Here is a 22,247-nt window from a genome sequence, read left to right as displayed (position 1 = left end):
TGCGAACGGTCTTCGGCATCGATCAGAACAAGCAGGTGCGACGAACAGCAAACCGGCTCGCCGCCGGTGCTGACATGCGCCAGCCGGATCCGTCCATCGGCATATGACTTGACCGGATCGACCAGATTTTCGATGCGGTTCAGTTCTCCGCACTCGCCCAGCTCGGCGGCCCGGGTAACGGCCGGCGCAAGCAGCGCCAGCGCCACGCATGCGGACGCCATCCGTCTCGCCTTCGCGAGCGATGCCGCGACGGTGCGGTTCGCATCGATCCCAGGCCACTGCATCATTTCAGAACACCTTCCCGATCCATGCATCGAGAGAATATGGCCCGGCCCCATTGGCAAGAAAGTACAGCGCGGCAGCCGTCCACAACAGCGGATATTCGAATCCGGCCTGATTCCAGAAAAACCCGCGGCGGTGCTCCCAGATGCTCAGCGCCAGCAGGATCACGATCGGGATTGCCACCGGGCGCGTGAACAATCCAAGTGCCAGCATCGGTCCGCCCAGAAGCTCGGTTGCAACGATGACCCAGGCCCAGAGCTTGCCCGGCCGGTAGCCGCCATTGTCCAGCAGCACCGCAAAGTCCCGCACGTTACTGACCGGTCCGCCAGAATTCGGGAAGAAACCCATCGCCATGCGCAGGCCGTGTGGCACGAGCGACAGGCCGACGACCACGCGAAGCAAGGCTTCCGCGAGCGGACCGGCAATGGCGTAAAAGCCTGCCAAATGCGGGATGATCAGCGGAGCAGCATCATGCATGGAGCTTGCGTCGGGCGGGACGAACCCAGCGTGATGGGGAAACGAATTCGGGTCAATCTCGCGCACGCCTCCGGACCGCGGCGGGCGACGGTATTGTGACGCGGCGGCGACTTCACATTGTCATGAGCGGCATGGAACCTCCGGTTGATCGGCCGGTTGAGGCGCATTATGCCTAGCCGTGGCTTTGCGGCCTCACCCACCAAAACGGAGTCTGACAGATGGCACGCGACAGCGCATTTCCCTCGATGACGGCCCTGCTCGGTCTGCTCGCAATCGCAGGCTATCAGAACCGCGACAAGATTTCGGAAATGCTCGGCAATCTGACCAAGGGCAGCACGAACCAGGGCGACGCGAGCCAGGGCGCATCGCCGGGCACGGGCGCGGCGTTGCCGGGCGGGCTCGGCGGCCTTTTGGCCGGCACCAGCGTCGGAGGCCTTCTCAATGGCGGCCTTGGCGAGTTGATGGACAAGTTCAATCAGGCCGGACAGAAGGACAAGGTCGATTCCTGGGTCGGCACCGGCCCGAACAAGGACGTCGCCCCCACCGATCTGAAAACCGCACTGGGCCCGGATGTTCTGAACTCGCTGTCGCGCGCGACCGGCCTGAGCGAGCAGGAATTGCTGGACCGCCTGTCGCGGACGCTGCCGCAGGCCGTCGATCAATATACTCCGCAGGGACGGATCGCGTAGCCGCGCCGACGTCAACCGGCGATTTCGGAGCGGCCGCCTGCGAGCAATGCGCCGGCGGCCGCCACTCCGGTCCGGTACGCACCATGCGCGGTCGAGAAGTCGTCCGTCGAGCAGGCCTCGCCAGCAAAGAACAGCCTCCCCTCCACCGGTGCCGCCAGCACATCCCGGCAATCGGCACCGCCGGGCTTCGCGTAGGAATAGGCGCCGCCCGCGAACGGATCGGTGCCCCATGAATGATGTGCGATGGGTGCGATCCGCGAAGCGAAGTCGCTGCCCAGCAGGCTGACGAGTTCGCCTTTCGCAAAATCGAAGAACGACTCCGCCCCGCCGGGTTCGAGCTGCTCGGCCAAACTGCCGCCGAAATAGCATTCAATCAGCGGGCGGCCGAACGGACGCAGGTGATAGGCGCCGGTCCCCGTCCTGTCGGTGCGGCCGAACAGCCGGCTGTCCTTGTCGAATTCATCCGCTCCCGCAAGCGACAGGAACAGCTTGTCATCGAAACCCAGCGGCAAAGCTGCCGCCGCAGCAATCTTGTCGGGCAACGTCGGCGCGAAGACCATCGCTTCGCGCGCGATCAGCGCGGTTGGGATCGTGACGATGACGGCGTCCGCGGTGATCGCGCCACGGTCGGTGTCAAGGCGCAACAGCCGACCGCTGTGATCGATGCGGCGCACCGGACAACCGAGCACGATGTCGAGGCCGGCCGCGCTTTGCGCGACGAGATGCCCGTAGCCTTCCGCGACGCGCCAGTTGACGCCGGTATCGGCATAGCGATGCAGGTCGATCGCCGACACCTTGTCCCATTCAGCACCGGCGATGAAGGTCGCGACCGTGCCGATCAAGCCGTTCCAGCGACCACCGGGAGGAAGGCATTCGGAGGCCGGAACGTCCTCGCCCGTTTCTGCGACTTCCGCCACGCGTTCGTAGAACGTGTCGAGCGCCGCGCGGAACGCTTTCTGATCAGCGAGCGAAAATCCGACTGGCACGGAGGGTCGAGTCCAGGGCGGCGGGGTCCGGTCGATCGTGAGCCCAAGATCGCGCGCAAACGCGGTCCAGGGATTGCGATCCGCCGAATGCAGCCATCCGCATCCCAGATCGAGCGGAAAACCGGCCTTGGCCGCCGTGAACGCACGACCTCCAAGCCGCGGACGCGCTTCCAGCACCGTGACACGCCTTCCCGCATCACGCAGCGTGCGGGCCGCAGCGATGCCGGCGGCGCCGGCACCGACAACAATCACGTCATGGGACATCGGTGAGTTCGCGCCTTTGGCTGTTGTGGTTCAGCCAAATGGCAATCGCAGATCATCGCGGCGGAAGCGAGCGGAAAAGGTGCGGGAATGCAGGCTCGCGCCACACCGGACGCTCCGGCCTGTGGGACGTTGGAAACAACTCACACGCTGAACAGAGCAAATAGCGTCACCGACGCAAGCCCGATCATCGCAACCGCATTGCGAACGAGGAACGCGCCGGCGACGATCGCCGCGAACGATGCGGATTGGAAAGCGGTGGTGCGGGTCATGATCGGTCCCCTGAATAGGTGAATTTTTGGCTTCTGGCCGGTCTGTCGCTTCAGGACCAGTTTCGGTTCAAGGCAGCGACATGTTTCGCGTCTCACGGCAGTGTGATTCCGTTCACGCGCCGGACGGAACCTGAGGGCTCGCGCCGGTTGCAGATTACTCGCGGCTGCAGATCATCGCGCCACATGCTGCCGCGGCGGGTGCCAGAACCGCGCGCTACAGGCGATAACGCTTGATTATTTGTGTTCTGCAAATTCTTCGGACATAACGCGACAACACTCGCTGCGGAGAGTTGTGACGTGTCATGAACACAATCGAAACCCCGACGCCGCGTGAGATCGTCCGCGATGCGCTTCGCTCGCTCGAGAGATTCGTCAGAGAGGCGCCTCAGGCACGACAGATCAGTGCGATGCGGCCGATATTGCGGCCAACGGCCGAAGTGGCGGTATGCTGTTCGCCTGCCGCAAAAGCCCGGCGCTGAGCGCCGATGAAATGGTTCGCGATTTTTTTAGGATTTGGGCGGCGGGGCTGCGTTGCTCGAGCCATTGCGATCTGCTTGGCGCAATCAGCCATGCGCAGCGCTTCGTTCAGTAACCAAAAAACTTGATATCGTCGGCGTGATGACGGCGTACGGCCTCGGCCACAACAGGGTCGGCAACTGCCGAACGCTTGGCATCGCCATCTCGCAATGACTGGTTGCGAACGTGAAGATCAACCGGAGCTGGAAAGTTGAAGTTATCGATGATTTTTCTGTAGTCCGACAGGAGGCTCTCAAATCTGATCATGTGGTCTGGCTTCCGAAACCGCCCATCTTCCATCAGGAAGCTCGCCATGGAATCAATTCGCGGCAGGAGGGCTAGGAATTCCTCGCGATCCCAGGTCGCTTCGGTGAGCAGCCATGACCCATCGGGCTGCTGTCGCATCCATCGATGGGGTGAAAAGTAGAACGATACAGCACGTGCCACTGGGTGGCGCACGCTGACGATGATCGACAAACCCGAGGTATCGCCCATCAACCTCTTATAGTCGGACAGCTTCGCATGCTTGAAGGGCGTGATCGGTCCCTTTAACTCATATCGATCCACGCCGTCGCGGTGCTCACCCAGTATTTTCTTGTCGTCAGAAAACGGAAGGAATGCCTCCTGAAGGGAGTTGCCTCCGGTCTTGGGGATGTGAAGAAAGATAAATTTGTTTTGGATTGATATCATTTCAGCCCGATTGCCAATTTTAGCTCCACCATCGGGAAAACGCACGAACTTTACAACCGTGACCCCACTCTGACAAGCTATCGAGCGGCCACGTTCACTCCGCGAGCGACCTGAGGAGAAATTCTGCGTGCACCAAGAGCGGAATATTCTGTTCCTGCTCAGCGATGAGCACAGCTTTCGGTTTGCAAATTATCTGCCGCGCGAGAAAGGGGGCGAGCGGGTCCTTACGCCAACGTTTGACAAATTGGCGAGCCAGGCGACGGTGTTCGAGCAAACCTATTGCGCGGTGCCATTGTGCGTTCCATCGCGGATGTGCCTGATGACCGGTCTTGAAGCGCAGGAATGTGGCGCCATCGACAATGGATCGGTGCTCGACCCTGCGCTTGACACCATGCCGAAAATGCTTGCGCGCGCTGGTTATGAGACCGCACTGGTCGGCAAAATGCACTTCAGGGGCTCAAATCAATTCCACGGTTTTCAACATCGGCCGTACGGCGATCTCGTAGGGAGTGGAATCCACCAGTGGGAGGACCGCGCCTGGCCTTCCGCCGCAGGAAGCCCTGCGATGCACAAGGCCAATTCTTATGGCATATCTGACAATCTTGCAGAGAGGACAGCGAAGGCGGGGCGAACCCGCATTCCCGAATCCCTGATCTGTGACCGGATGGTCGCAGAGGAATCGGTTGCCTTCCTGCGCAATTACAAGGCCAGCGGGTCGGAAAGACCTTGGTTTCTCTGTGCATCCTTCAGCCGGCCACACTTTCCGATGACAGCCCCGCCCCGCTTTGCTGACAGGTTTCGGGCGACCAACATTACCGAACCGTTTGTCCCCAAGAGCGGCGCTTCCTACGATCATCCTGTCAGCAGGCTCATTCGGCAGGGCTTCGAAACCGGCCGCATTGACTATGACGAGATGATGAATGGACGTGCCGGCTATTTTGCCTGCATCAGCTATCTCGATGAGATTATCGGTGACATGCTGGCCCGCTTGGAGGCCAGCGATCTCCTGGATAACACGATCATCGTGTACGCGAGCGATCACGGCGAGATGGCGGGAGAACTGGGGACATGGTGGAAAAGCGGCTGGTACGAGGGCTGCTGCCGCGTGCCGTTGCTGGTTTCGACACCCGAGCAGCGTCGCAGCCAACAGCCGCGTCGCAACATCGCCACGGCGGTCTCGTTGGTCGATCTTGCGCCCACTCTTGCGGCGCTCGGCGGCGGCACACCGTTGTCGCCGGTCACGGGCATCGACCTCTCCCCGGCAATCGTCGGAAGCGCCGAGGTGCCGGACCGGCCGATTTTCTGCGACCATCTTAACGTCAGGTGGGGCCCGGGGAGCGAGTTCCGGTCGATCCGATTGGGCAATTGGAAATATGTCGCCTTCCGTGACCACGACGGCCTGTTGTTCGATCTCTCCACGGACTTGTATGAAAGCGAGAACCTGATCGACACCGCACCGCCCTCACTTCTAGCCGAACTCCAGAAGCACGCGCTCGATTATGATCGCATCAACGGACCCGTCGCCAGGCGTCAGGCCGAGTTGCGTGCGAAATACCCACTGCAGTTGGCTGCCGGGGCCACACCCAGTCAATTCCTGCTCGACGAGGGCAAACTGGTCGGAGCCGACGTGACGATCTACAAGCCGGCAATCATCACCGAGGACCCGTCAAACTATTTCGCCGACTGGCCTGCAACGGCAAGTGAGAGACTGCAGGAATAAGATCTACGGAATTGCGGCCACGCGCTGGCCTGGACGGATGTCCTGCGGCCGCATCTGCCTGCACCGCAAGAAAATCAACGTCTCGACCGTGCTGGCCGGTCAGCGCCTTGGAATCAGGGAGGTTGACGACGGCATTTGGCTCGCAAGCTTCATGCGCTACGATCTCGGATATTTCGACCTGGAGCAGAAAACCTTGCAGCCCATCGCCAACCCGTTCGGCACGAGGTTGTCACGCATGTCTTAGGTACGATCCGTTACTTATGTGTCCGGGCTGGACATTTTAGGATTTGGTAGCGGGGGAGCGTTGCCCGCACTACCCCCTCTTTACGATCCGGCTGGCGAGTTAACGCCCGCGCCGCGCGCCGAGCCGGGCGCATTCCTGTTCCACCGCCCGCAGCCGGCTGTCGAGGTCGCGGCGGGCGGCCTCCTCCCGCCGCTCGGTCTCTTCGATGCGCTCGAACAAGGCACGCTTGCCGTCGCTGACCCGCGCCCCGATCTCGTCCAGCCGTTCGCGCATTTCGGTCTGCAGGATCGGCGCATGTTCCAGCGCCATGCCGATGCGATGCAGCGCCTTGATGCCCTCCCCGATCGGGCCATCCATGAAAACCAGCGTCGGGTCCGGCGAAGACGGTGCCTTGCGGCCATCGCGGGTGCCGCGATAGATCGCGAAAATGCCGGCCGCCGCCAGCACCACGGCGACCGCGAATTGGAGCACCGGAAACGCCTCAAGCGCCTTGATATCGAGCATGCGCCAGCACCCGATAGCAGGACACCAGTTCGCCGAAGGCGAGCGCGAAATAGACCGGGATGCCCGGCGACGGCGGCGTGCCAGCCTTCGGAATCAGCATCACCAGCGCCAGGTCCATCTGCGCCCACAACATCATCGCGAGAAAGGCACTTCCGGCGCGGCAATGGGCGCCCCACCGCCAGCGGCCGTTGAGAACGAGCGCAGCCGCGCGCGCCGCGCCCGCCGCAAAGAACAGCAGCGCGATCTGCGCGGGCGTGAATACCAGAAGCAGATAGCGGAACGCCGACGCCGCGATCGCCTGCGGCCAGACCGTGAGATGCAGCGCCAGCGCCAGCATCGCGAGCGTCATCACCCATTCGAAAAACCGGTCGCGGCAATGCAGCCGCAGGAATTCGCGCATGACGGTCAGCCTCCGAACCAGCGGCGCTTCGGAGCGGGCTTCGAGCGGGTGGTCCGCAGCGCATCGGCTTTGGCGCAGGAAAGGTCGGCGGATGCCGGCAGCGCCTCGCCCTTCACCATCGCCGCGCGCATCCGCTCCCAATCCTCGCGGCCGCACTCGATCTTGGCATTGGCGATACGGCGGCCGGCATCATGGCGCGCGGCATCGACCGCCGGATGGCGCGCCGCCGGCGACGCCACCTGTTCCGGCGTCAGATAGGCCGGCGCCGGACCGGGATCGCGCGACAGCGGCGACCGGATCGCCGCATCACCGGCGCAGCCGGCGCTGCTGCAGGCCGCGATCAGTATAATGGCACTGGTCGTCAAGAAGCGCGGACGGATCATGTTTGGCTCCGGGTTGCGTGGATTGCAGCTTGGCGCGTTCGAGATCGCGCTGCAGGCGGGCGATTTCCTGCTCGGTGACATAGCGGCGCTCGTTGAGCGCGGCGACGATGCGCCCCGCGCGATCGGCGCGGTCATTGGCGGCATCGCGATCGAGGATCAGCGCGTCGATCTCGGCCTGCTTGGCGGCCGCCTTGCATTCGCCTTCGGCGACCGCGCGGCCCCATTGATAAAGACCGGTGGCGCCGATCGCGATACAGGCGACCAGGCCGGCATAGAAAGCGATGGCGACCTTGTGCCCGATCGCAGCCGACCACAGCGTGGCGACAAACCCGCGGATCATGACATCAGCCTCCCGTCACGCACCAGCCTGACCCCCTCGGTGACGGCCTTGCGCTGGCTTTTCCAGATCAGCAGCAGCACGATCGCGAAGCCCGCGACCCAGAGCTGCCAGGGCATTTTCGCGGCGATGCGAAGCACCGGCTCTGCAAGCTCGCGCACGCCTTCGACCTTCTCCGATATCCATTCGAAGCCGATCGCCCCGCCGGCGCCGCCGATGCCGAGCTTGGCCAGGAAGCGCGACCAGCGCGATTCGGCGACCGGCGCCACCTCGGCCGCGACCCGTCTTTCGGTGACGCCTTTGCGCGCGGCCGCGATCGGCCGCACGAAGCCCTCGGCCTCCGCGGCATCGATCGCCGCGACCAGGGCGGCATCGGCAACCGGATCGCCCTGCAAACCGCGATCGACCTTGAAGGCCGCGATCGCCGCCGCCATGCGCGAGCCGGGACGGCCGTCGACAAACCCGACTTCGTGATAGCCCAGCGCCTTGAGCCGGCGCTGGATCATGTCGAGACGGGGATCGGGACGGGGATCAGGCACCGCCGCGATCGCAGGACGCGCATACAGCGCGATCCAGTCCCGCGCCGGCGGCGCCGCCATCTTGCGCGCCGCCCAGGCCCGCACCTGGCCGCAGGTCCTCCCCGACAGGATCGAACGGTTTGCCTTGATCGCCGCCGGGCGCACCACCTGCGCCACCGGCGTCTGCGGCGCCGCCCGCAACAGCGCACGCGCGGTGCCGGCGCCGAGAAAATGCGCCAGATACAGATCGCCATCAGCGGCGGCCCGCCCCATCACCCCCAGATTGTCCTCGGTGTGGCGCGCCAGCATGCGCAGCGCGATCGCCGGGGCCTTGCGCAGTGCGAGGACCTGCGCGCGGTTGCGCCCCGCCATCAATTCCGGCTCATGCCGCCGCACGCATGCAAGCCAGGTGGCGTTGAGGAACTGTCCGAGTCCGGTCGCGCTCGAGGTCGCGGCCTTCGCGTCCGGATCGCCGCCGCTTTCGATCTGCACGATGCGGTTGAGCGTGTCGTCAGACACAAGAGTGGACAGCGTATGCATCAGCACGATTCCCATCGGCCGGCACGCAGATGGCCATGCCAATGCGTGTGACCCTCGATGATATGATGGACGGATGGCGACAGCGTCGGACGCGCGCGGTTGCCGTCGAAATGCCAGGACGGCGACGGCGCCGGCTTGAAAGTAAGCGCCCCAAGGCGCCCGCATCCGCACGGGCAAAGATAGAACATGCCGCCAGGAAAGCGGCCGCCCGATGAATAGAATTCGAAGGCGCCCGGCGGCACGCCAGGCGCATCGATATCATTGACAGGTGTGGCTTGGACCATGGCGCTCACACCCGCACGATGGCGACGGCATTGCAGATATTGTGTTCGCGGGTGCGGGCACGGCCGCCGTCATTGCCGGAATAGACCAGCGCCGTACACCGGCCGGTGACCCTGACGATGCGCCCCACATGGCCGCGGCCGCGGCCCCAATTCCAGACCACGATGCGCCCCGGCGCCGGTGCCGCGCGCGGAAAGCGAAGCCACGCCAGCGCGCGATTGAGCGCCGGATCGAGACGGCCGGTGATCCGGCGCATTTCCCAGCCGCACCAGGCGGCCGGCCGCGGGCCGAGCGATGCGGAGAACGCCTCGCCCCAGGGGCGATCGCCGATGATGGCAGGCAAGGCGGCAAGCAACGCCGCGCACAGCAGGAGCGCGGCCGCGACAGGGCGCAGCATGGTTGTGACCCTTTGTTGTGTGGAAGGAAAAGGAAAAGCGCGCCAAGGCGCGCCGGGCAAGACGGCCTAGTCGCCCGCTACCGGCTGTGCCGCCTGCAGTTCGGCGACCTGCGCGGTCAGGGCCGCGATCTGATCGTTGAGGCGCGACACCTCGCGCTCGTGCCGGCGGTCCTTGTCCCTGAGGCGCCGTTCGTAATCCGCGATCGCCACGCCGTGCGTCGCGATCTGGGTTTTCAGCGCGGCAATGAGCGCGTCTTTTCCGGTGTTGGACATGATGGGTTCTCCTTTAGGGCCATGCGATGGACGGCAATTCGGTGATGAAGGCCTCTGCCGTCTCCGGCGCGGAACGCTCGGCCGCCATCACCTTGGCGAGTTCGGCGAGCGCATAGACCCACACCGCGTCGCGCCAGGCGACGAAGACTTCCGCCTCCGCAGCCCATTGAGGGACCGAACTCGCGACATAGCTCGCCAGCGATACGGCGCTGGAATAGCCGCGCTGCGCCGCTACCGAATCCACATGGCGCTCGATCGCGCGCTGGAATTGCTCGGGCGTCAAGGTTGCCGGCGCGGCCGGCTCGGGCTGCGGCTCCGGTACCAGCACGTTGACGTACCAGCCGGGGAGGAAGGTCGCCGGGGTGACTTCCTGCACTTCGTCGTCAATGACCTGCAGTTCGGCTTCGGTATCCACGGCGGGTCCGATGACCTCGACGTCGCCGATGCCCGGCCACGAAAAACGTGCCTGCAACGACTCTTCACCTTCTAGTGTGTCACCCGCGGGCGCCACGATGCCCGCCGATGCGAACACCGTTCCCATTTCAGCTTCATCCGCAAAGCACAGCACCTTGAGAAGCGGCGAATCGGGGTCGCTGAAACACGGCCAGTCGGCCCGCGGCTTGTCGACCACGAACGGAACGAAGGAAGGATGCAGGCTCATGCCGTCACCGCCGCGAATTGTGTGTCAGGAAGGTCGCGTGGCCAGAGCGCGACACGCTTGATCAGCAACGACCCGGTGCCACCGGCAGTGCTGGTCGCACCGATCGTGAGCGGGAAGATGGTCGGCACGGTGTTCGACGGGTCCGGCGTCCCTTGAAGGGTGCCGTTCGCGGCGCCACGAACACTGTTCAACCTCTGCGCCATCGCCATTCGGATCATTGTTGACGGCGTATATGCGTTCAAGGCGAAGTTGGCTTGCGTGACGCCGCCATCACTGACGAAAATCCCAGGCACGGCGAGCGACGATATGTAGAGAGACGCACGGTCTGTCAGGTCGTTCGTGCCGAGTGATGCGAGGACAACGGTCGCGTCGAAGTGATCCACCATACCTTCGGCAAGCAGCGTGTACTTGCTCAGGCTCAGCGCACCGTCCGCATTCGACCGTTGAAAAATATCGGCCGCACGCGTCACGGTCGCGGTCGTGGTTGGAATGTAAGACGTCAGCGCGCCGAGTTCGAATTGCGCGCCGAACCACGCCATTGCGGACGCGCCGTCGCCTGTATAGGTCGTGGAGCCAGCGTCAGCCTGCGCATATCGGTAGCGAACGAAAACAGTGGTGTCGGTAACAATGGTGCACCGAAGCCAAAATCGCCATCTGCCGTCCGGCAGCGGCCTAACACCGGCAGTGGCATTGGTGTAGGCGCCCGTCGTACCTACAAAGCCAACCGCTCCGGTTGCCGGATCGAAGTAGGCAATCGCGCTACCGGAGGCCCCAGCGTGCTGGATGACAAACCATCGCGTGCCAACAAGCCGCTCCACATGGATGGAGCCTGTATAGGAGCTTCCCGCCGTGACCGAAACCGCGCGGTCAATGCCATGCACCGAATTGCCGCCATCTTCCGTGAGAACATCGGCCGTGACCGTCTCATCCGGCCCGGTCGCCCCATCGGCTGTCGGCGTAATACCGGTCTTTGTCCAATAGGCATTGTCAAATTCGTTGGACCGCAGGAGCAGGTTTTGTTTGCTTCCCTCGGTCCTGACCCCTCGATATCCGGTCGCCCAATCGGTGTCGAAGCGCAGCACGCCTGCTGGCGCATAGCGCATTACGCCGTTTCGGTCATAGAAGGTGCGGTTCCCCGAGGCATTCGTGAAAGACCAATAAGGGTCCATCCATGGGAAACGCGACCAGTCACCATAGACCACTGGCTGGTGCGGGATGGTGAACGGGTGCGAGTGAAGATGCAGCGGCTTGAGACGCGGCGCGAAGGGCCGCCACAGATTGGACGTCCCGTCATAGATATCGAGTCCGGCCATGCCGGGGTCAATCTCGATATCGGACCCGGCGAAGCGATTGGCGGCCGACGACGACAGGCGAAGCGCGGGCTTCTTGAGAACATGAGCCGAGACGTTGGCGTGCACCATCAACCTGCCGTCGGCGCCACCTTGCAGTCCGGTGATCGCCACCTCGGCGGACGCGGCATGCCGGATCACGGCCGCGCCACTCAGGCCCGAGGGGTTGTAGTCGTTCTGATCCGCGGACAGAGACGACGGGGAGATATCTCCGGTCCATGCGACATCGGCCGATGACGACGCCGATCCGGTGTCGCCCTTCGGCTGAAAGAACAGTTCGGCCGCGGTACCGTTGGCAAACGCGCTGCCGACAATGAATTGCGGTGTGATCGGGATTTCGCGATAGCCGGTCTTGTCGACTATAGAACCTGTGACCTTCGCGAACATCCAGTTCGACTCGTCGGCAGCGTTGACGATCTTGACGTGCCCTCGATTACCGGAGCTCCCGCCATCGTCGAAGGTGTCCAGCCATGCGGTAACGGCCCCGCCGCCGATCGCAGCGTTGTCGACGAACAGCTTTGACGCGCTCATGAAGGACGCGTGGTTGAGCCACACCGAACCAGCAGCCTGATCGGCGTCCGTGGTGGTGGTCAGGAAATTGAAGGGAATGCCGCCGGTCAGCCGGGTGCCGAGATTTTGCGTGGCGGCCACCCACGTCGTGGCGTCTTCCTTGTAATAGAGGTCGATCGCGCCATCCGCCGCGACGATGCCATATTGACCGAGCTCGCCGACATTCGGATCGGGCGGTGCGGTCTCGAACCAGTGCACGATCGAGGCCGCGGCCAGCGACTGCACCGCGCGGGTGATCGCCACCGCGAAGTCATAGCCGGCAACGCGATAGAAGCTGGACTTGATGATGATGTAGGGGACGCCCGCCTGCGAGGCGTGCGGCCAGGCGTGCACCAGGTCGCCTGCGCCATTGCCGGTGATTTCGTCGATCGGGATCGCGGGGAAACCCGCGATCACCAGCCAGTCGCCCGGCCGGATCACCGGCGCATCGGCCGAGCCCAGCCATGTGGTGCCGGACCCGGTGAAGGCCGCCAAGCCATTGGTGAGCGTGATGGTGCCGGTCTGATAGATGAGTTCGGCGAGTGAGGTCGGAACCGGAAGCGGCATGATCTATGACCTCATTCGACCGTCGCACGCGCGCCTGTGGCGTCGCGCACCACGCCGGCCTCGTCGATCGTCAGGTCCTGCGGCCGCAACGGCCGCACCAGTTCGCGCGCGACATGGCCCGGCTCGATGACCTGCAGCGCCACCGCATCGTCCTGACAAATCCCGGTGCCGAGCACCTTTCGCGCCACCGGATCAAAGGTCACGTAATCCTTCATTGCGATCCTCATGCCACGTAATGCTTGTGTTCAAGCACCTTGAGATAGACCTCGAACGCCTCGTGGTTCTTGCCGGAGCCGGAGAATGTCGTGCCGCCGACAAAGATCGCGACCTGGTGCGAGACGCCGGGCGACACCTGGTGGAACCGCGAAAAGGTGACGTCGCCGCGATAGTCGTTGGTGTTGTGGTTGACCACGCGCTTTTTCGGTTCGCCGTAGCGCGCCCGCGCGAAATGATTGCCGCTGCCGGCACCGCTGGTATTGATCGCGGCGCCGCCGGCCGTGGCCGACACCGTGAAGGTGTCGACACCCAGGACATCCTTCACCCAATACTTGGTCGGCCAGGCCGACAGCCCGGTCGGCAGCGCACCGGACGTGGTGAAGCCGATCTTCTGATCGGCGACGAGTCCGTGCTTGGGATAGGTGATGACCGCCGGCGACGCCTGCGAGATGGTGCAGGGGCCGTTGATCCACAATTCGAGCTCGAACTCATTGCCGCCGCCGCCGGCGTTGGAATCGTCGGCCTCGTGATAGGAATCGTAGTTGATATCGAGTTTCCCGGTCTTCGAGACGATGGTCGCAAACCCGACCGCGCTGTTGGTATCGAGATTGTCGAGGCTCGCGGCGTAATAGGTGGCAATGCCGATGACGGCGCCTTCCTTGACGTTGTTCACATCCACCGAATCGACCTTGATGGAATCCGCTTTCAGAACCAGCGTCGTTGCGCCGGCCGCATTCGATCCCACCTCCAGAAAGGTCTTTGGCGAAACGCTGCCAGGCGCGGCGGCCTTGAGATTGTCCGCCACGAAGATGAAATCAGCTACGTCGCCGTCGTTCACCGAAGTGAAGCCGGACACGTAGTCATCGACGGTAAGCTTCAGCGTATAGGCGGCCTCCATCCCGTCGATCGATGCGGCATGGGTCGTGAGCGTCGCGGTGTGGCCGCCCACGGTCGACGACAGCGATGAAATAGAAGACGCCAGCGCGGTATCGCCATCGGCGCGCGCGGTCGCTTCGGTCGTGACCGAAGCCGCGACCGTGTCGATTTCGTCGCCGAGGTCGTCGACGTCATCCTCGATATTGGCGATCGCGGTCGACTGCGCAGAGACCGTTGTTGTGAGGCTGGCCAGCGCCCCCGATACGGTCGAGATCGCGTCCGCGTTGGTGACGATATCCGCGGCGTTGTCCGCCACGTCATCTTCGATCGCATCGATCGCGGTCGTGTGCGCGGAGACCGTGGTGGTGAGCGAACCGAGCGCGGTATCCAGCGTGGTGATCGCCGTGCCGTTCGTGGTGATGTCGGCGGTGTTGTCCGCGACCACACCATCGAGCGCCGAGAGGTCGGACTCCAGATCGTCGATATCGCCTTCGGCACCCGCGATCGCCGTTGTATGCGCCGACACCGTGGTCGTCAGGGTGCCGAGCGCCGTATCGAGGGTCGTGATCGCAGTCGCGTTGGTCGAGATATCTGCCGTGTTATCGGTAACCACACCATTGAGCGCGGTCAGATCAGTCTCAAGGCCGGATACGTCGCTTTCCAGCGCACCGATCGACGTCGTATGCGCGGAAACCGTAGTCGTCAGGGAGGCGATGGCATCGCCCTGCGTGGCAAGCGCTGTGGCGTTGGTCGCGATCGCCGCATCGTGCGTATCGAGCGTCTCGCCGTGATCGTCCAGCGTCTCGGTATGTGCGGTGACCGTGGTGGTGAGGCTGGCCAAAGCCGCCTCGTTGGACACCGCAACGGTCCAGACTTCTTCGATCTCGGCGGTCAGCTTGCCGTTGGTGATGATGAGCTGGCGGCGCTGCTCCTGCTTGTCGGCCCAATTGACTTCGGCCTGCTTGCCGATCAGGGACGCAAGCTGATGCGCACGATCCTTGAGCCGGTCGATCTCGGCCAGGTAGTGCGCCGTGATGAGGTCGCGCGCACCGGGCTCGAAAGACGGCAGCCCCACCGCGCCGGGCGCCACCATGATTTCCGGCGCCTCCAGATCGACGACCGCCCATGCGCCGCGGCGCAATCCGACCGCCTGGACGCGAAGCCGGAGCGCGGCGCGATCGACGGTCACCGCAAAGGACGCATCGGTGCCCTCATAGGCGTGCTCGTAATTGATGCCACCGTCATAGGAGACCTGCGCGACATAGAAGAATGCACCGGGCGCCGGCGTCCAGGACGCCGACAGCAGCGGCTCGGCAACGCCCTGGCCGAACCGCGCATAAAGCCCGGTGACCTGCGGCGCGATCGCATCCTTGAGCGACGGCCCGGCCGGAAGCGCCGGCGGCGCGGATAGATCGTCGGGATAGCAGCGCTCGTCATTGACGATCAGCGCCAGTTCCACGCGGTTGCCGCGCGGCGTGCCGGACACCACCTGGCAGGTCCGCGCGCGGTTGTCGCCCACGCCGAAATCAAACGAGGGGTCCTCGGCGCCATCGGCGCGCCCCAGCGCCTCCGCAAGCGCCATGCCGGCCTGCGCTTCGACCAGCGCGAGATCGGTCTCGTCCAGTTCGATCAGCGCCAGGTCTTCCGCATCGGCGCTCTGGCACTGGACCGGGCCGAATTGCCGGCCGGTCCTGGTGCGGAACGCAATGTAGTGCTGACCGGACGCGGCCCATGGCATGGCGCGATCGGCGGTCAGCACCAGGCCATCGGCAAAAAGGATCGCGCCCGATGCCCCCCACGCCTCCGGCAGACCGGTCTGCACCCGCACGGTGTCGCCGAAGCCCAGCATGCGGCCGTCGCGTTCGGTCGCAAGCCGCAGGTGCCGCCGCCGGTAGACGTTGCTCAACCAGTAGAACGCCGCCTCGTCCTGCGCCTTGTCGCGCTTGCAGATGCCCGGAATCTGGATGCGCGACGGTCGCTGCGCAGTGAAGCTTTCCGAATTCGGCGGATATTGAATGTCGGCCGGCTGCCAGGTGTTCTCGTCGACATATTCGACGATCACCGCATCGGCGCCATCCTCGGCATTGAGCACATACTTGATCTGCACCGAGTCGCGCACGATCTCGCGATCGGTCAGCAGCATGCGCGGCACCTCGCGCCATTCGTCGCGCACGAAGGTCAGCACATCGCCGGACCATCGGTGCCGCGCGCGCGATACCCGCAACGCGGTATCGAGCGCGTCCGGCAGCGCAACCGCGGCCGAACAATCGTAATCGAAACAGTCGCCGCGATCGGCGGCGGCCGCGGCGTGATCGACCAGCGCCTGGAAATCGATCTTCGACAGCGGCCGCCGCGCGCCATAGAGCGCGTTGGTCGCCATGTCATAGGCGGCCCAGAACGGATTGCGGGTCGCGACCTGTTGCCATTCCTCCTCGACGGCATTCCAGACCGGCAGAATGCGGGTCTGCACGATGCCGAAGCGGCGCGCGCTTTGCGCGGTGAAGGCGGTCGCCTTGATGCGCAACGCCGTAACCGAAATATCGAACACATTGCCGGCGCCGAGAATGAAGGCGCGCAAGCCCTGCCAGACGATCTCGTCATATTGCAGCGGGCCGTTATGCGGCCCATCGGTGCGACGCACCCGGATTTGCCAGCGCCCCGCGGTCACGTCGACGGACTCGGTAAAGCGCAGCGGCGAACGCTTCTTGGCCTCGAAGGTCTTGGTGCGCAGCACCGCATAGGAGGTGAGCGGCGCGCCGGCATCGTCGACGCGGCGGCCCTCGATCTCGACGGCCACGTCCTGGTTGAACATGTTGCCGTCCTCGTCGACCCGGAACAGGCCGGACGGCAGCACGAAATCGCAGGCGATGCGATTGGTCTCTGTGCCCGCGGCGTTGACGACAAAGCCGCCGATCCAGCCGTCATTGCCGTCATTGGGATTGGGCAGCGACTGGCCGTTGACCTCGATCGCGGTCGCGACATTGACCGGAAACAGCGTCACCGGATCGCCGGGATCGCAATGCTGGAACGTCACGTCCTCGAAGGCGGCATTGAGCCCGGCCGTCTCATCCCAGATGACGGTATCATCGGTCAGCAATTGATGGACGTGATAGCGCCCCTCGCCGCGCGACAGCAGCACGTTGAGATATTGATCCTTGCCGGCATATTCCGACCACGGCAAGGCTGCCCAATCCGGCAGGATTTTCAGCCGGCCATAGCGCACCGGGATCGGCTGGCCGAGCCGCGCGGCATTGCCCTGCGCCTGCACATTGTAGAATTGCTGCACCTGGCCGGCCGTCGCATCCGGCGCATTCTGCGCGCCGGGCTTCGGCACCGTCAGACCCGCGATCAGCAGCGACCCGCCAAGCAGGACGGCAGACGTGAGCCATGCCGGCGCGGTGGCGGCGCCGAAGGCGCCGGCGATCGCGCCAGCGGCATAGGGCGCAAACGCCGCAAGCGCGATGGTGGCGACGATGCCCATCACCGCCTTGCCACTGGAGCCGCGCAACGCCCCGCCGAGCGGCCGCGACACGAACACCACCTCGTCACCCGGCCGCAGCCGCCTTCGCGTCCAGTGCCGCTGCAACAGCGGCGCCCCATTGACCACACAGATGGTCGGCAGCCGGAAGCTCCAGGCACGGCGCGCGCCGATCCTGCGCCGCTCTGCCCAACCGGCGCGAAGCAGGATATCGCCGATGCGCTCGCCTTCTCCGGCCTCGATGCGGGCAATCTCGTGGCCCGGCATCACCAGATGGCGGACCGCCAGGCGCGCGGCATCCGATGCGCGGCGGCGCGCATGCGGACGCGCCGCCGCCCGGTGCGGCGCCGCGATGAACAGACGGTTCGGCGCGTTCATGATTTCAGTCAGAGCGGCTCGTAAAAGCGCAAACGGGTCCAGCCCTTGCGGCGCAGGTCGGCGACGCCATCGGCAACGACGCCATAGGCCTGGTCGCAATGCAGGATCGCGCGCTCGCGCTTCAGATGGATGCCGACATGGGCCGGCCGGTCGACACGCGCCATCAAGGCCAGCGCCAGGTCGCCGGCACGAATGAGCCCCATCGGATCGGGCGACACCAGGCGCCAGCGCGCGCGCTCGGGATGACGCTCGATCGCATCGATCATCCAGGCCCAGGACGGCTGCGCCGGCATCACGACCTGCGGCAGCACCCGGCCCGCCAGCACCAGTTGCACATGCACGGCCAGATGCCAGCAATCGAACGCCTCCGGACCACGGGCGCCGGCCGCCCACGGCTTGCCGAGCACGGCGTTGAGAATGGCGGCGCGATCGGTCATGGCTGCAGCGCCGCGAAGGCATCGACGGCATAGACGCGCCGCGGAAACTTGCTGTTGGAAAGATCGTCGATGCCGGCCATGCCGCGCACGCGGGTGCCGGTCACCTCGACATTGCGCATCACGAATTGCACCGGGCCGAAACAGGGTTCGCTCACGTCATCGGAACGATATTCGCGATAGATGCAGATCAGGTCGGCCTGCGCCTCGACCGCGGCCTCCAGATGCGGGATCAGTTCGCGCGCGACATTGTCGACCGTGATCGCGCATTCCGGAACGCGCTTTTCCGCGACCTCGGGCATGTCTGCCGAGAACGGGATCGCCCTGAAGGTGACGGTCTCGCCGCCATTCATCACCGCACCGTCCTCGATTGTCAGGTCAACATCATCATAGACATCGGTCACGCAACGGATCGCCAGCGGCGCATCTTCATCGTCGACGAACTCGGGATGCTGCAATTCGAGCGTAAGATACAGCAGCACATCGGGCGGCACCGACGCATTGGCCTCTTCCCAGGCCGCATTCCACGGATCGGTCATGCGCGGTCAAACGCCATAGACGCGGATGCGCATGCGCACCGGAATTTTCAGCGACCGGTCGGCCGAAGGCACCGGATGCGGCGACACGAACTGGCAGGTCTTTTCCGCATAGGCGGTGCCGAGCCATACCTGCGCGGTGAAACGGCTGGTGCCGAAGGTCAGGTCCTCGCGCAACCAGGCGAAGAAATCGTCATGCTCGGCCGGGGTCAGTCGCAGCGTCTGCTCGATGACGGCGACATTCGAGCCGGGGCGCGCGCGCGCGCGGATATTGTTGCCCTCCATCTGGGTTTCTTCCGGCAGCGCATAGGCCTCGGGCATTGCCCAATCGCCGCGCCGTACCCGATAGGGCACGTCTTCCGGCCAGACAGGCAGCGTCATCGCTCACATGCCCCGCGTCGGATCAAGGCCGAAGCGATCGGCCATGTCGCGGGCGATATCGCCGTTGCCACGAAGGTCTTCGCGCAACACGTCGCGCACGGCTTCTTTCAGGATCACCTGATAGTTTTGTCCGCCGCCGCGGCGCGACGGCAGCCGGCGTACGCTTGCCTGTGCCGGCGTACCGGTCTGGTTGATCACGGTGATCTGCACATTGCCGCCCGATGCCATGCCGCTCGCATCGATGCCGAGCCGGCCGCCGGGGCCGCGGCGCAACGGCATGACCGCCTCGGGACCGGCTTCGGCCATCTGGCCGAGCCCGAAGCGGCCGCCATCGGCAAACGAAAACAGCGTCCGTCGATCGAAAATGCTGTTGGTGAACACACCGCCCTTCGCAAACGGCCGCGGAAACGCGCCGGAATAGCCGCCGGGATTGTGCAGATAGCCGGTGCCGCCGCCGAACAGCGAACCGATAACACCGCCGCCAGCCGACACCGAATTGCCGCCCATCAACGCGCCAGCACCGGCCAGCAGCGTGTTGCGAATCTGGATGCGGATCATGTCGCGCAGGATCGATGACGCCATGGCGGTGAAGGCCTGCGCCAGCGTCTGGGTTTTCATCGCCGCATCGGTCAGCCCGTCGGAAACCGCATCGATGCCGCGCACGATCTGTCCATCGGTCTGCCGGGCCTGATCGGCGGCATCGATGATGGCGCGGGTCAGTTGCGGGTATTGCGATATCTGCACCCGCATCGCTTCGGTCGTTTCCCTGACCTCGCGCCGCAGGTTTTGTTCGGCCTTCGCCATTTCCGCTTCGCCGACAATGTAGCCATTGGCGGCATCGGCGCGGAGTTTCGCCAGCCCCACCTCCAGCGCCTCCGCTTCGGACAGAAGCCCCAGCCGCTGCCGCGCCGCCACCGCGGCCTGCCCCTGGGTCAGGGCCAGCGCCGCCAATGCGCGTGTCGCGACATCGGCCGAAACGCCAAGCCCGCCATTGGCCGCCGCCAGTTCCAATTGCTTGAGCCGATAGGTCTCCATCGGCATGATGGCACTGCCGAGAAACTCCAGGCGCTTCTTTTCAATATTGTAGAGCGCCTCAGCACTGACCTTGACCTTGTCAGGCTCGTTCGTGCCGCCAGCAGCCCAGAGACCGACATCACCTGACTCCGGCGCATTCAACGGACCTCCCGACCGGACCACCACGCGCGGGCGCGTCGACGGCGCGCCACCATCCAGGTTGAGCCATCGCCTGAGATCATCCGAAAAACTGAACTCCCGCGCCCAGCGCGATAGCTCCAGCAGCTTTTCGGTCATCCAGTGCTGCGCCGTCAGCGCGCGCTCACTGAACAGCATCGCAAAATTGTTGCGGGCATCGCCGACCATATCGGCAATCTCAGTGCGCAACCGCGTCAACCGGTCGATAACATGCGTCTCGATCGCATCCCCGGACTTGCGAAACGCAGCCTCCAAACCCTCCATTCCGCCCTTGTCGGCCAGCCCCTGAATCACCAGCCCGACATCAAAGCCGGTGCGGCCGAATGCGGTGCGGCTCAGCGCCGCCTGCTGCTGCGCGGTCAGGCCCTGATAGGCTTTTGACAGCAGATCGATCGCCTGCGCCGTGCTTTGCGCCGCCAGCATCTGCCGCGCCAGCGCCGGGCTGGTGCGATCGAGAAACTCGAACAGCGGTCCCTGCGCCCGGCGAAACTCGTCCAGTTGCGCGACCAGCCGCTGCAGCGCCGCCTGCATCTTGTCTTCGGAGACCGCGAATTCCGATCCGGCATCCTGCAGGGCCTGCAATTGCATGGTGGAAAAATCGAGCGTCTGCGCAGCATTGCGAAGCTTCACCAGGTCATCGGCAAAGCGCGCGGCCGCATCCATGCCGCCCTTCAGCGCCAGGATCAGGCCGCCGATGCCGGCGGCGGCAACCAGGCCGGACGGCCCGATCGCCGCCAGCACGGCGCCAGCCGGACCCATGGATGACGACCACGCCATGCCCTGGATGCGCGCCTGCGCCATGGCTTCCGACAGGACCGCAAGATTGCGCGGCACCGGCCTGGCCGACGCATCGAATTGCCGCAGCGCCTTGTCGCCATCCTTGCCGATCATCCCGAGCGCCTGGCGCACGACCTCGGCATTCTCGACCGAGAATCGGAGGGTCACATCCCCGGCGCTATTGCGGCTTGCCATCGGTCCTGTCCTCTTTTTCGGGAGCGTTCGCCTGCCACCAGGCAGCGACGAAATGAACCTCGGCCTCGATCAGAAGCCGGCACGCAAAATCGAGATCACAGCCGGCCGGCAGCGATGCGAGGGCCTGTGCCAGATCAAGCCCCGCCAGCACACCCGACATGCCTGCCCACCGCCATGCGCCCGGCCGGTCGAGAACCGCCAGCACGGCACGGCCCTCCGCTGTATGCGGCGCATGCTCGATTTCCGGACAGCGTTCGATGTCGGACGAAAGATCACTTACGATACGCCGCCCATCCGCACAGGGCTCGCCGAGCCTTCGGCACTGGTCGCAATAGCCGGGTCGCCCGCCCCGCCATGCCGCAAGGCGGGCGATTCTTTTTTTTCCTCGGACTCCCCATGCACGACCGCGTTGATGACATCCATCACGGCGCGGCGGCATCGCGGATCGTTCATGAGCAGCAGCACATATTCCGGCGACGGCGCATCGAGCGGCGCGCCGTCCTCGGTGCCGATCCCGGACCAGCCATCGTTGCAGGTCATCACCAGGTGCATTTCGGCGAGCCGCTCGGCCGCCGCCGATACCCTGGCGGGATCGCTCAGCGCCTCGATGCTGAAACCGTCGCCGAAAATCGAAGACAACAGCGCGCCCGATTCACTGCCGGACACCAGCCCCATCATGTCGCGTTGCGCGCGCGCCGAGCATTCGTCGACATCGGCCTGCTGCGCGGGCCGCACGCGAATGGAGGCACCGCCGCCGAGCGGCACCTCCCGAACGGCCGGCCGGCCCTTGCGAAGCCTAAGCATAGGACGCCGCGGCCAGCGCGTTCTTGAGCACGGCGGTAAACATCGCCGCCGATGACGATTGCG

General features: G+C 64.7%; 26 protein-coding genes and 1 pseudogene. 3 read left to right on the top strand and 24 right to left on the bottom strand.

Going from position 1 to position 22,247, the window contains the following annotated elements:
- Together AB7F49_RS29960 and AB7F49_RS29955 are read right to left on the bottom strand one after the other, a co-directional pair.
- A partial coding sequence (locus tag AB7F49_RS29960; protein ID WP_428529279.1) for a hypothetical protein occupies positions 1-287 on the bottom strand: 287 nt, incomplete at its 3' end.
- Position 288: 1 nt separating this feature from the next.
- Positions 289-759 carry a DoxX family protein gene (locus AB7F49_RS29955; protein ID WP_428529277.1) on the bottom strand — a complete coding sequence of 157 codons (471 nt, stop codon included), beginning with the start codon at positions 757-759 and terminating at the stop codon, positions 289-291.
- Between the two features lie 218 nt (positions 760-977).
- Between AB7F49_RS29955 and AB7F49_RS29950 the strand changes: the two genes are divergently transcribed.
- Positions 978-1,448 (top strand): YidB family protein, encoded by a 471-nt coding sequence (locus AB7F49_RS29950; protein ID WP_428529275.1) that lies wholly within the window; start codon positions 978-980, stop codon positions 1,446-1,448.
- 11 nt (positions 1,449-1,459) lie between these two features.
- On the opposite strand, the gene AB7F49_RS29945 is transcribed toward AB7F49_RS29950, so the two are convergent.
- The 4 genes from AB7F49_RS29945 to AB7F49_RS29930 all read right to left on the bottom strand — a co-directional run bounded on the left by AB7F49_RS29945 (position 1,460) and on the right by AB7F49_RS29930 (position 4,218).
- On the bottom strand, positions 1,460-2,698 hold the full coding sequence (locus AB7F49_RS29945; RefSeq protein WP_428529273.1) for a flavin monoamine oxidase family protein: 1,239 nt from the start codon (positions 2,696-2,698) through the stop codon (positions 1,460-1,462).
- Between the two features lie 140 nt (positions 2,699-2,838).
- Positions 2,839-2,967 carry a hypothetical protein gene (locus tag AB7F49_RS29940; protein WP_428529271.1) on the bottom strand — a complete coding sequence of 43 codons (129 nt, stop codon included), beginning with the start codon at positions 2,965-2,967 and terminating at the stop codon, positions 2,839-2,841.
- Positions 2,968-3,352: 385 nt separating this feature from the next.
- Positions 3,353-3,538, bottom strand: a complete 186-nt coding sequence (locus AB7F49_RS29935; protein WP_428529269.1) for a hypothetical protein — start codon at positions 3,536-3,538, stop codon at positions 3,353-3,355.
- 14 nt (positions 3,539-3,552) lie between these two features.
- Complete coding sequence (locus tag AB7F49_RS29930; protein ID WP_428529267.1) at positions 3,553-4,218, bottom strand: sulfotransferase family 2 domain-containing protein; 666 nt, start codon at positions 4,216-4,218, stop codon at positions 3,553-3,555.
- Between the two features lie 82 nt (positions 4,219-4,300).
- Between AB7F49_RS29930 and AB7F49_RS29925 the strand changes: the two genes are divergently transcribed.
- On the top strand, positions 4,301-5,893 hold the full coding sequence (locus AB7F49_RS29925) for a sulfatase-like hydrolase/transferase (protein ID WP_428529265.1): 1,593 nt from the start codon (positions 4,301-4,303) through the stop codon (positions 5,891-5,893).
- A 40-nt stretch (positions 5,894-5,933) separates the two neighbouring features.
- Positions 5,934-6,137 (top strand): annotated as a pseudogene (locus AB7F49_RS29920) (transposase); the annotation flags it as partial.
- A gap of 99 nt (positions 6,138-6,236) precedes the next feature.
- Here the strand turns inward: AB7F49_RS29920 and AB7F49_RS29915 are convergent.
- From AB7F49_RS29915 to AB7F49_RS29830, 18 genes are all read right to left on the bottom strand, one after another.
- Positions 6,237-6,641, bottom strand: coding sequence for a hypothetical protein (locus tag AB7F49_RS29915; RefSeq protein ID WP_428529263.1), 405 nt, complete (start codon positions 6,639-6,641; stop codon positions 6,237-6,239).
- Positions 6,619-7,041 carry a hypothetical protein gene (locus tag AB7F49_RS29910; RefSeq protein ID WP_428529261.1) on the bottom strand — a complete coding sequence of 141 codons (423 nt, stop codon included), beginning with the start codon at positions 7,039-7,041 and terminating at the stop codon, positions 6,619-6,621. The genes AB7F49_RS29915 and AB7F49_RS29910 overlap by 23 nt, the downstream gene beginning before the upstream one ends.
- 5 nt (positions 7,042-7,046) lie before the next feature.
- Positions 7,047-7,424: a hypothetical protein gene (locus tag AB7F49_RS29905; protein WP_428529259.1), complete on the bottom strand. Its 378-nt coding sequence runs from the start codon at positions 7,422-7,424 to the stop codon at positions 7,047-7,049.
- Complete coding sequence (locus AB7F49_RS29900) at positions 7,348-7,764, bottom strand: hypothetical protein (protein WP_428529257.1); 417 nt, start codon at positions 7,762-7,764, stop codon at positions 7,348-7,350. The genes AB7F49_RS29905 and AB7F49_RS29900 overlap by 77 nt, the downstream gene beginning before the upstream one ends.
- Complete coding sequence (locus AB7F49_RS29895) at positions 7,761-8,819, bottom strand: peptidoglycan-binding domain-containing protein (RefSeq protein ID WP_428529255.1); 1,059 nt, start codon at positions 8,817-8,819, stop codon at positions 7,761-7,763. The genes AB7F49_RS29900 and AB7F49_RS29895 overlap by 4 nt, the downstream gene beginning before the upstream one ends.
- Entirely contained in the window at positions 8,819-9,103 is a 285-nt protein-coding gene (locus tag AB7F49_RS29890) for a DUF6527 family protein (protein ID WP_428529253.1), read from the bottom strand. Before AB7F49_RS29890 ends, AB7F49_RS29895 begins: the two co-directional genes overlap by 1 nt.
- A gap of 5 nt (positions 9,104-9,108) precedes the next feature.
- Positions 9,109-9,498 (bottom strand): hypothetical protein, encoded by a 390-nt coding sequence (locus AB7F49_RS29885; protein ID WP_428529251.1) that lies wholly within the window; start codon positions 9,496-9,498, stop codon positions 9,109-9,111.
- Positions 9,499-9,564: 66 nt separating this feature from the next.
- Positions 9,565-9,771 (bottom strand): hypothetical protein, encoded by a 207-nt coding sequence (locus AB7F49_RS29880; RefSeq protein WP_428529250.1) that lies wholly within the window; start codon positions 9,769-9,771, stop codon positions 9,565-9,567.
- Positions 9,772-9,784: 13 nt separating this feature from the next.
- Positions 9,785-10,432: a hypothetical protein gene (locus AB7F49_RS29875; protein ID WP_428529248.1), complete on the bottom strand. Its 648-nt coding sequence runs from the start codon at positions 10,430-10,432 to the stop codon at positions 9,785-9,787.
- Positions 10,429-12,897 (bottom strand): phage head spike fiber domain-containing protein, encoded by a 2,469-nt coding sequence (locus tag AB7F49_RS29870; protein ID WP_428529246.1) that lies wholly within the window; start codon positions 12,895-12,897, stop codon positions 10,429-10,431. Before AB7F49_RS29870 ends, AB7F49_RS29875 begins: the two co-directional genes overlap by 4 nt.
- Before the next feature lie 11 nt (positions 12,898-12,908).
- Positions 12,909-13,112 carry a hypothetical protein gene (locus AB7F49_RS29865; RefSeq protein ID WP_428529244.1) on the bottom strand — a complete coding sequence of 68 codons (204 nt, stop codon included), beginning with the start codon at positions 13,110-13,112 and terminating at the stop codon, positions 12,909-12,911.
- Between the two features lie 8 nt (positions 13,113-13,120).
- Positions 13,121-17,845 (bottom strand): host specificity factor TipJ family phage tail protein, encoded by a 4,725-nt coding sequence (locus AB7F49_RS29860; protein WP_428529242.1) that lies wholly within the window; start codon positions 17,843-17,845, stop codon positions 13,121-13,123.
- Positions 17,846-17,853: 8 nt separating this feature from the next.
- The gene (locus AB7F49_RS29855; protein WP_428529240.1) at positions 17,854-18,282 is read right to left on the bottom strand and encodes a hypothetical protein; all 429 of its coding nucleotides are present in this window, start codon (positions 18,280-18,282) and stop codon (positions 17,854-17,856) included.
- Positions 18,279-18,818 (bottom strand): DUF1833 family protein, encoded by a 540-nt coding sequence (locus tag AB7F49_RS29850; protein ID WP_428529238.1) that lies wholly within the window; start codon positions 18,816-18,818, stop codon positions 18,279-18,281. Before AB7F49_RS29850 ends, AB7F49_RS29855 begins: the two co-directional genes overlap by 4 nt.
- 6 nt (positions 18,819-18,824) lie before the next feature.
- Positions 18,825-19,196: a hypothetical protein gene (locus AB7F49_RS29845; protein WP_428529236.1), complete on the bottom strand. Its 372-nt coding sequence runs from the start codon at positions 19,194-19,196 to the stop codon at positions 18,825-18,827.
- A 3-nt stretch (positions 19,197-19,199) separates the two neighbouring features.
- Positions 19,200-21,380 carry a hypothetical protein gene (locus AB7F49_RS29840; protein WP_428529235.1) on the bottom strand — a complete coding sequence of 727 codons (2,181 nt, stop codon included), beginning with the start codon at positions 21,378-21,380 and terminating at the stop codon, positions 19,200-19,202.
- Positions 21,364-21,585, bottom strand: coding sequence for a hypothetical protein (locus AB7F49_RS29835; protein WP_428529233.1), 222 nt, complete (start codon positions 21,583-21,585; stop codon positions 21,364-21,366). The genes AB7F49_RS29840 and AB7F49_RS29835 overlap by 17 nt, the downstream gene beginning before the upstream one ends.
- A gap of 71 nt (positions 21,586-21,656) precedes the next feature.
- Positions 21,657-22,145 carry a hypothetical protein gene (locus AB7F49_RS29830; RefSeq protein WP_428529231.1) on the bottom strand — a complete coding sequence of 163 codons (489 nt, stop codon included), beginning with the start codon at positions 22,143-22,145 and terminating at the stop codon, positions 21,657-21,659.
- Positions 22,146-22,247 lie beyond the last annotated feature (102 nt).

It is taken from the genome of Pseudorhodoplanes sp., from assembly GCF_050250235.1.
Taxonomy (GTDB): Bacteria; Pseudomonadota; Alphaproteobacteria; order Rhizobiales; family Xanthobacteraceae; genus Pseudorhodoplanes.
The sequence above is the reverse complement of the archived record's forward strand: the minus strand, read 5'-3'. Positions and strand labels throughout refer to the sequence as shown.

Coding starts and splice junctions, on each gene's coding strand:
- AB7F49_RS29955 (WP_428529277.1), bottom strand. CDS start 759: ATGCATGATGCTGCTCCGCTGATCATCCCGCATTTGGCAGGCTTTTAC.
- AB7F49_RS29950 (WP_428529275.1), top strand. CDS start 978: ATGGCACGCGACAGCGCATTTCCCTCGATGACGGCCCTGCTCGGTCTG.
- AB7F49_RS29945 (WP_428529273.1), bottom strand. CDS start 2,698: ATGTCCCATGACGTGATTGTTGTCGGTGCCGGCGCCGCCGGCATCGCT.
- AB7F49_RS29940 (WP_428529271.1), bottom strand. CDS start 2,967: ATGACCCGCACCACCGCTTTCCAATCCGCATCGTTCGCGGCGATCGTC.
- AB7F49_RS29935 (WP_428529269.1), bottom strand. CDS start 3,538: ATGGCTGATTGCGCCAAGCAGATCGCAATGGCTCGAGCAACGCAGCCC.
- AB7F49_RS29915 (WP_428529263.1), bottom strand. CDS start 6,641: ATGCTCGATATCAAGGCGCTTGAGGCGTTTCCGGTGCTCCAATTCGCG.
- AB7F49_RS29910 (WP_428529261.1), bottom strand. CDS start 7,041: ATGCGCGAATTCCTGCGGCTGCATTGCCGCGACCGGTTTTTCGAATGG.
- AB7F49_RS29905 (WP_428529259.1), bottom strand. CDS start 7,424: ATGATCCGTCCGCGCTTCTTGACGACCAGTGCCATTATACTGATCGCG.
- AB7F49_RS29900 (WP_428529257.1), bottom strand. CDS start 7,764: ATGATCCGCGGGTTTGTCGCCACGCTGTGGTCGGCTGCGATCGGGCAC.
- AB7F49_RS29895 (WP_428529255.1), bottom strand. CDS start 8,819: ATGCATACGCTGTCCACTCTTGTGTCTGACGACACGCTCAACCGCATC.
- AB7F49_RS29890 (WP_428529253.1), bottom strand. CDS start 9,103: ATGGTCCAAGCCACACCTGTCAATGATATCGATGCGCCTGGCGTGCCG.
- AB7F49_RS29885 (WP_428529251.1), bottom strand. CDS start 9,498: ATGCTGCGCCCTGTCGCGGCCGCGCTCCTGCTGTGCGCGGCGTTGCTT.
- AB7F49_RS29880 (WP_428529250.1), bottom strand. CDS start 9,771: ATGTCCAACACCGGAAAAGACGCGCTCATTGCCGCGCTGAAAACCCAG.
- AB7F49_RS29875 (WP_428529248.1), bottom strand. CDS start 10,432: ATGAGCCTGCATCCTTCCTTCGTTCCGTTCGTGGTCGACAAGCCGCGG.
- AB7F49_RS29870 (WP_428529246.1), bottom strand. CDS start 12,897: ATGCCGCTTCCGGTTCCGACCTCACTCGCCGAACTCATCTATCAGACC.
- AB7F49_RS29865 (WP_428529244.1), bottom strand. CDS start 13,112: ATGAAGGATTACGTGACCTTTGATCCGGTGGCGCGAAAGGTGCTCGGC.
- AB7F49_RS29860 (WP_428529242.1), bottom strand. CDS start 17,845: ATGAACGCGCCGAACCGTCTGTTCATCGCGGCGCCGCACCGGGCGGCG.
- AB7F49_RS29855 (WP_428529240.1), bottom strand. CDS start 18,282: ATGACCGATCGCGCCGCCATTCTCAACGCCGTGCTCGGCAAGCCGTGG.
- AB7F49_RS29850 (WP_428529238.1), bottom strand. CDS start 18,818: ATGACCGATCCGTGGAATGCGGCCTGGGAAGAGGCCAATGCGTCGGTG.
- AB7F49_RS29845 (WP_428529236.1), bottom strand. CDS start 19,196: ATGACGCTGCCTGTCTGGCCGGAAGACGTGCCCTATCGGGTACGGCGC.
- AB7F49_RS29840 (WP_428529235.1), bottom strand. CDS start 21,380: ATGGCAAGCCGCAATAGCGCCGGGGATGTGACCCTCCGATTCTCGGTC.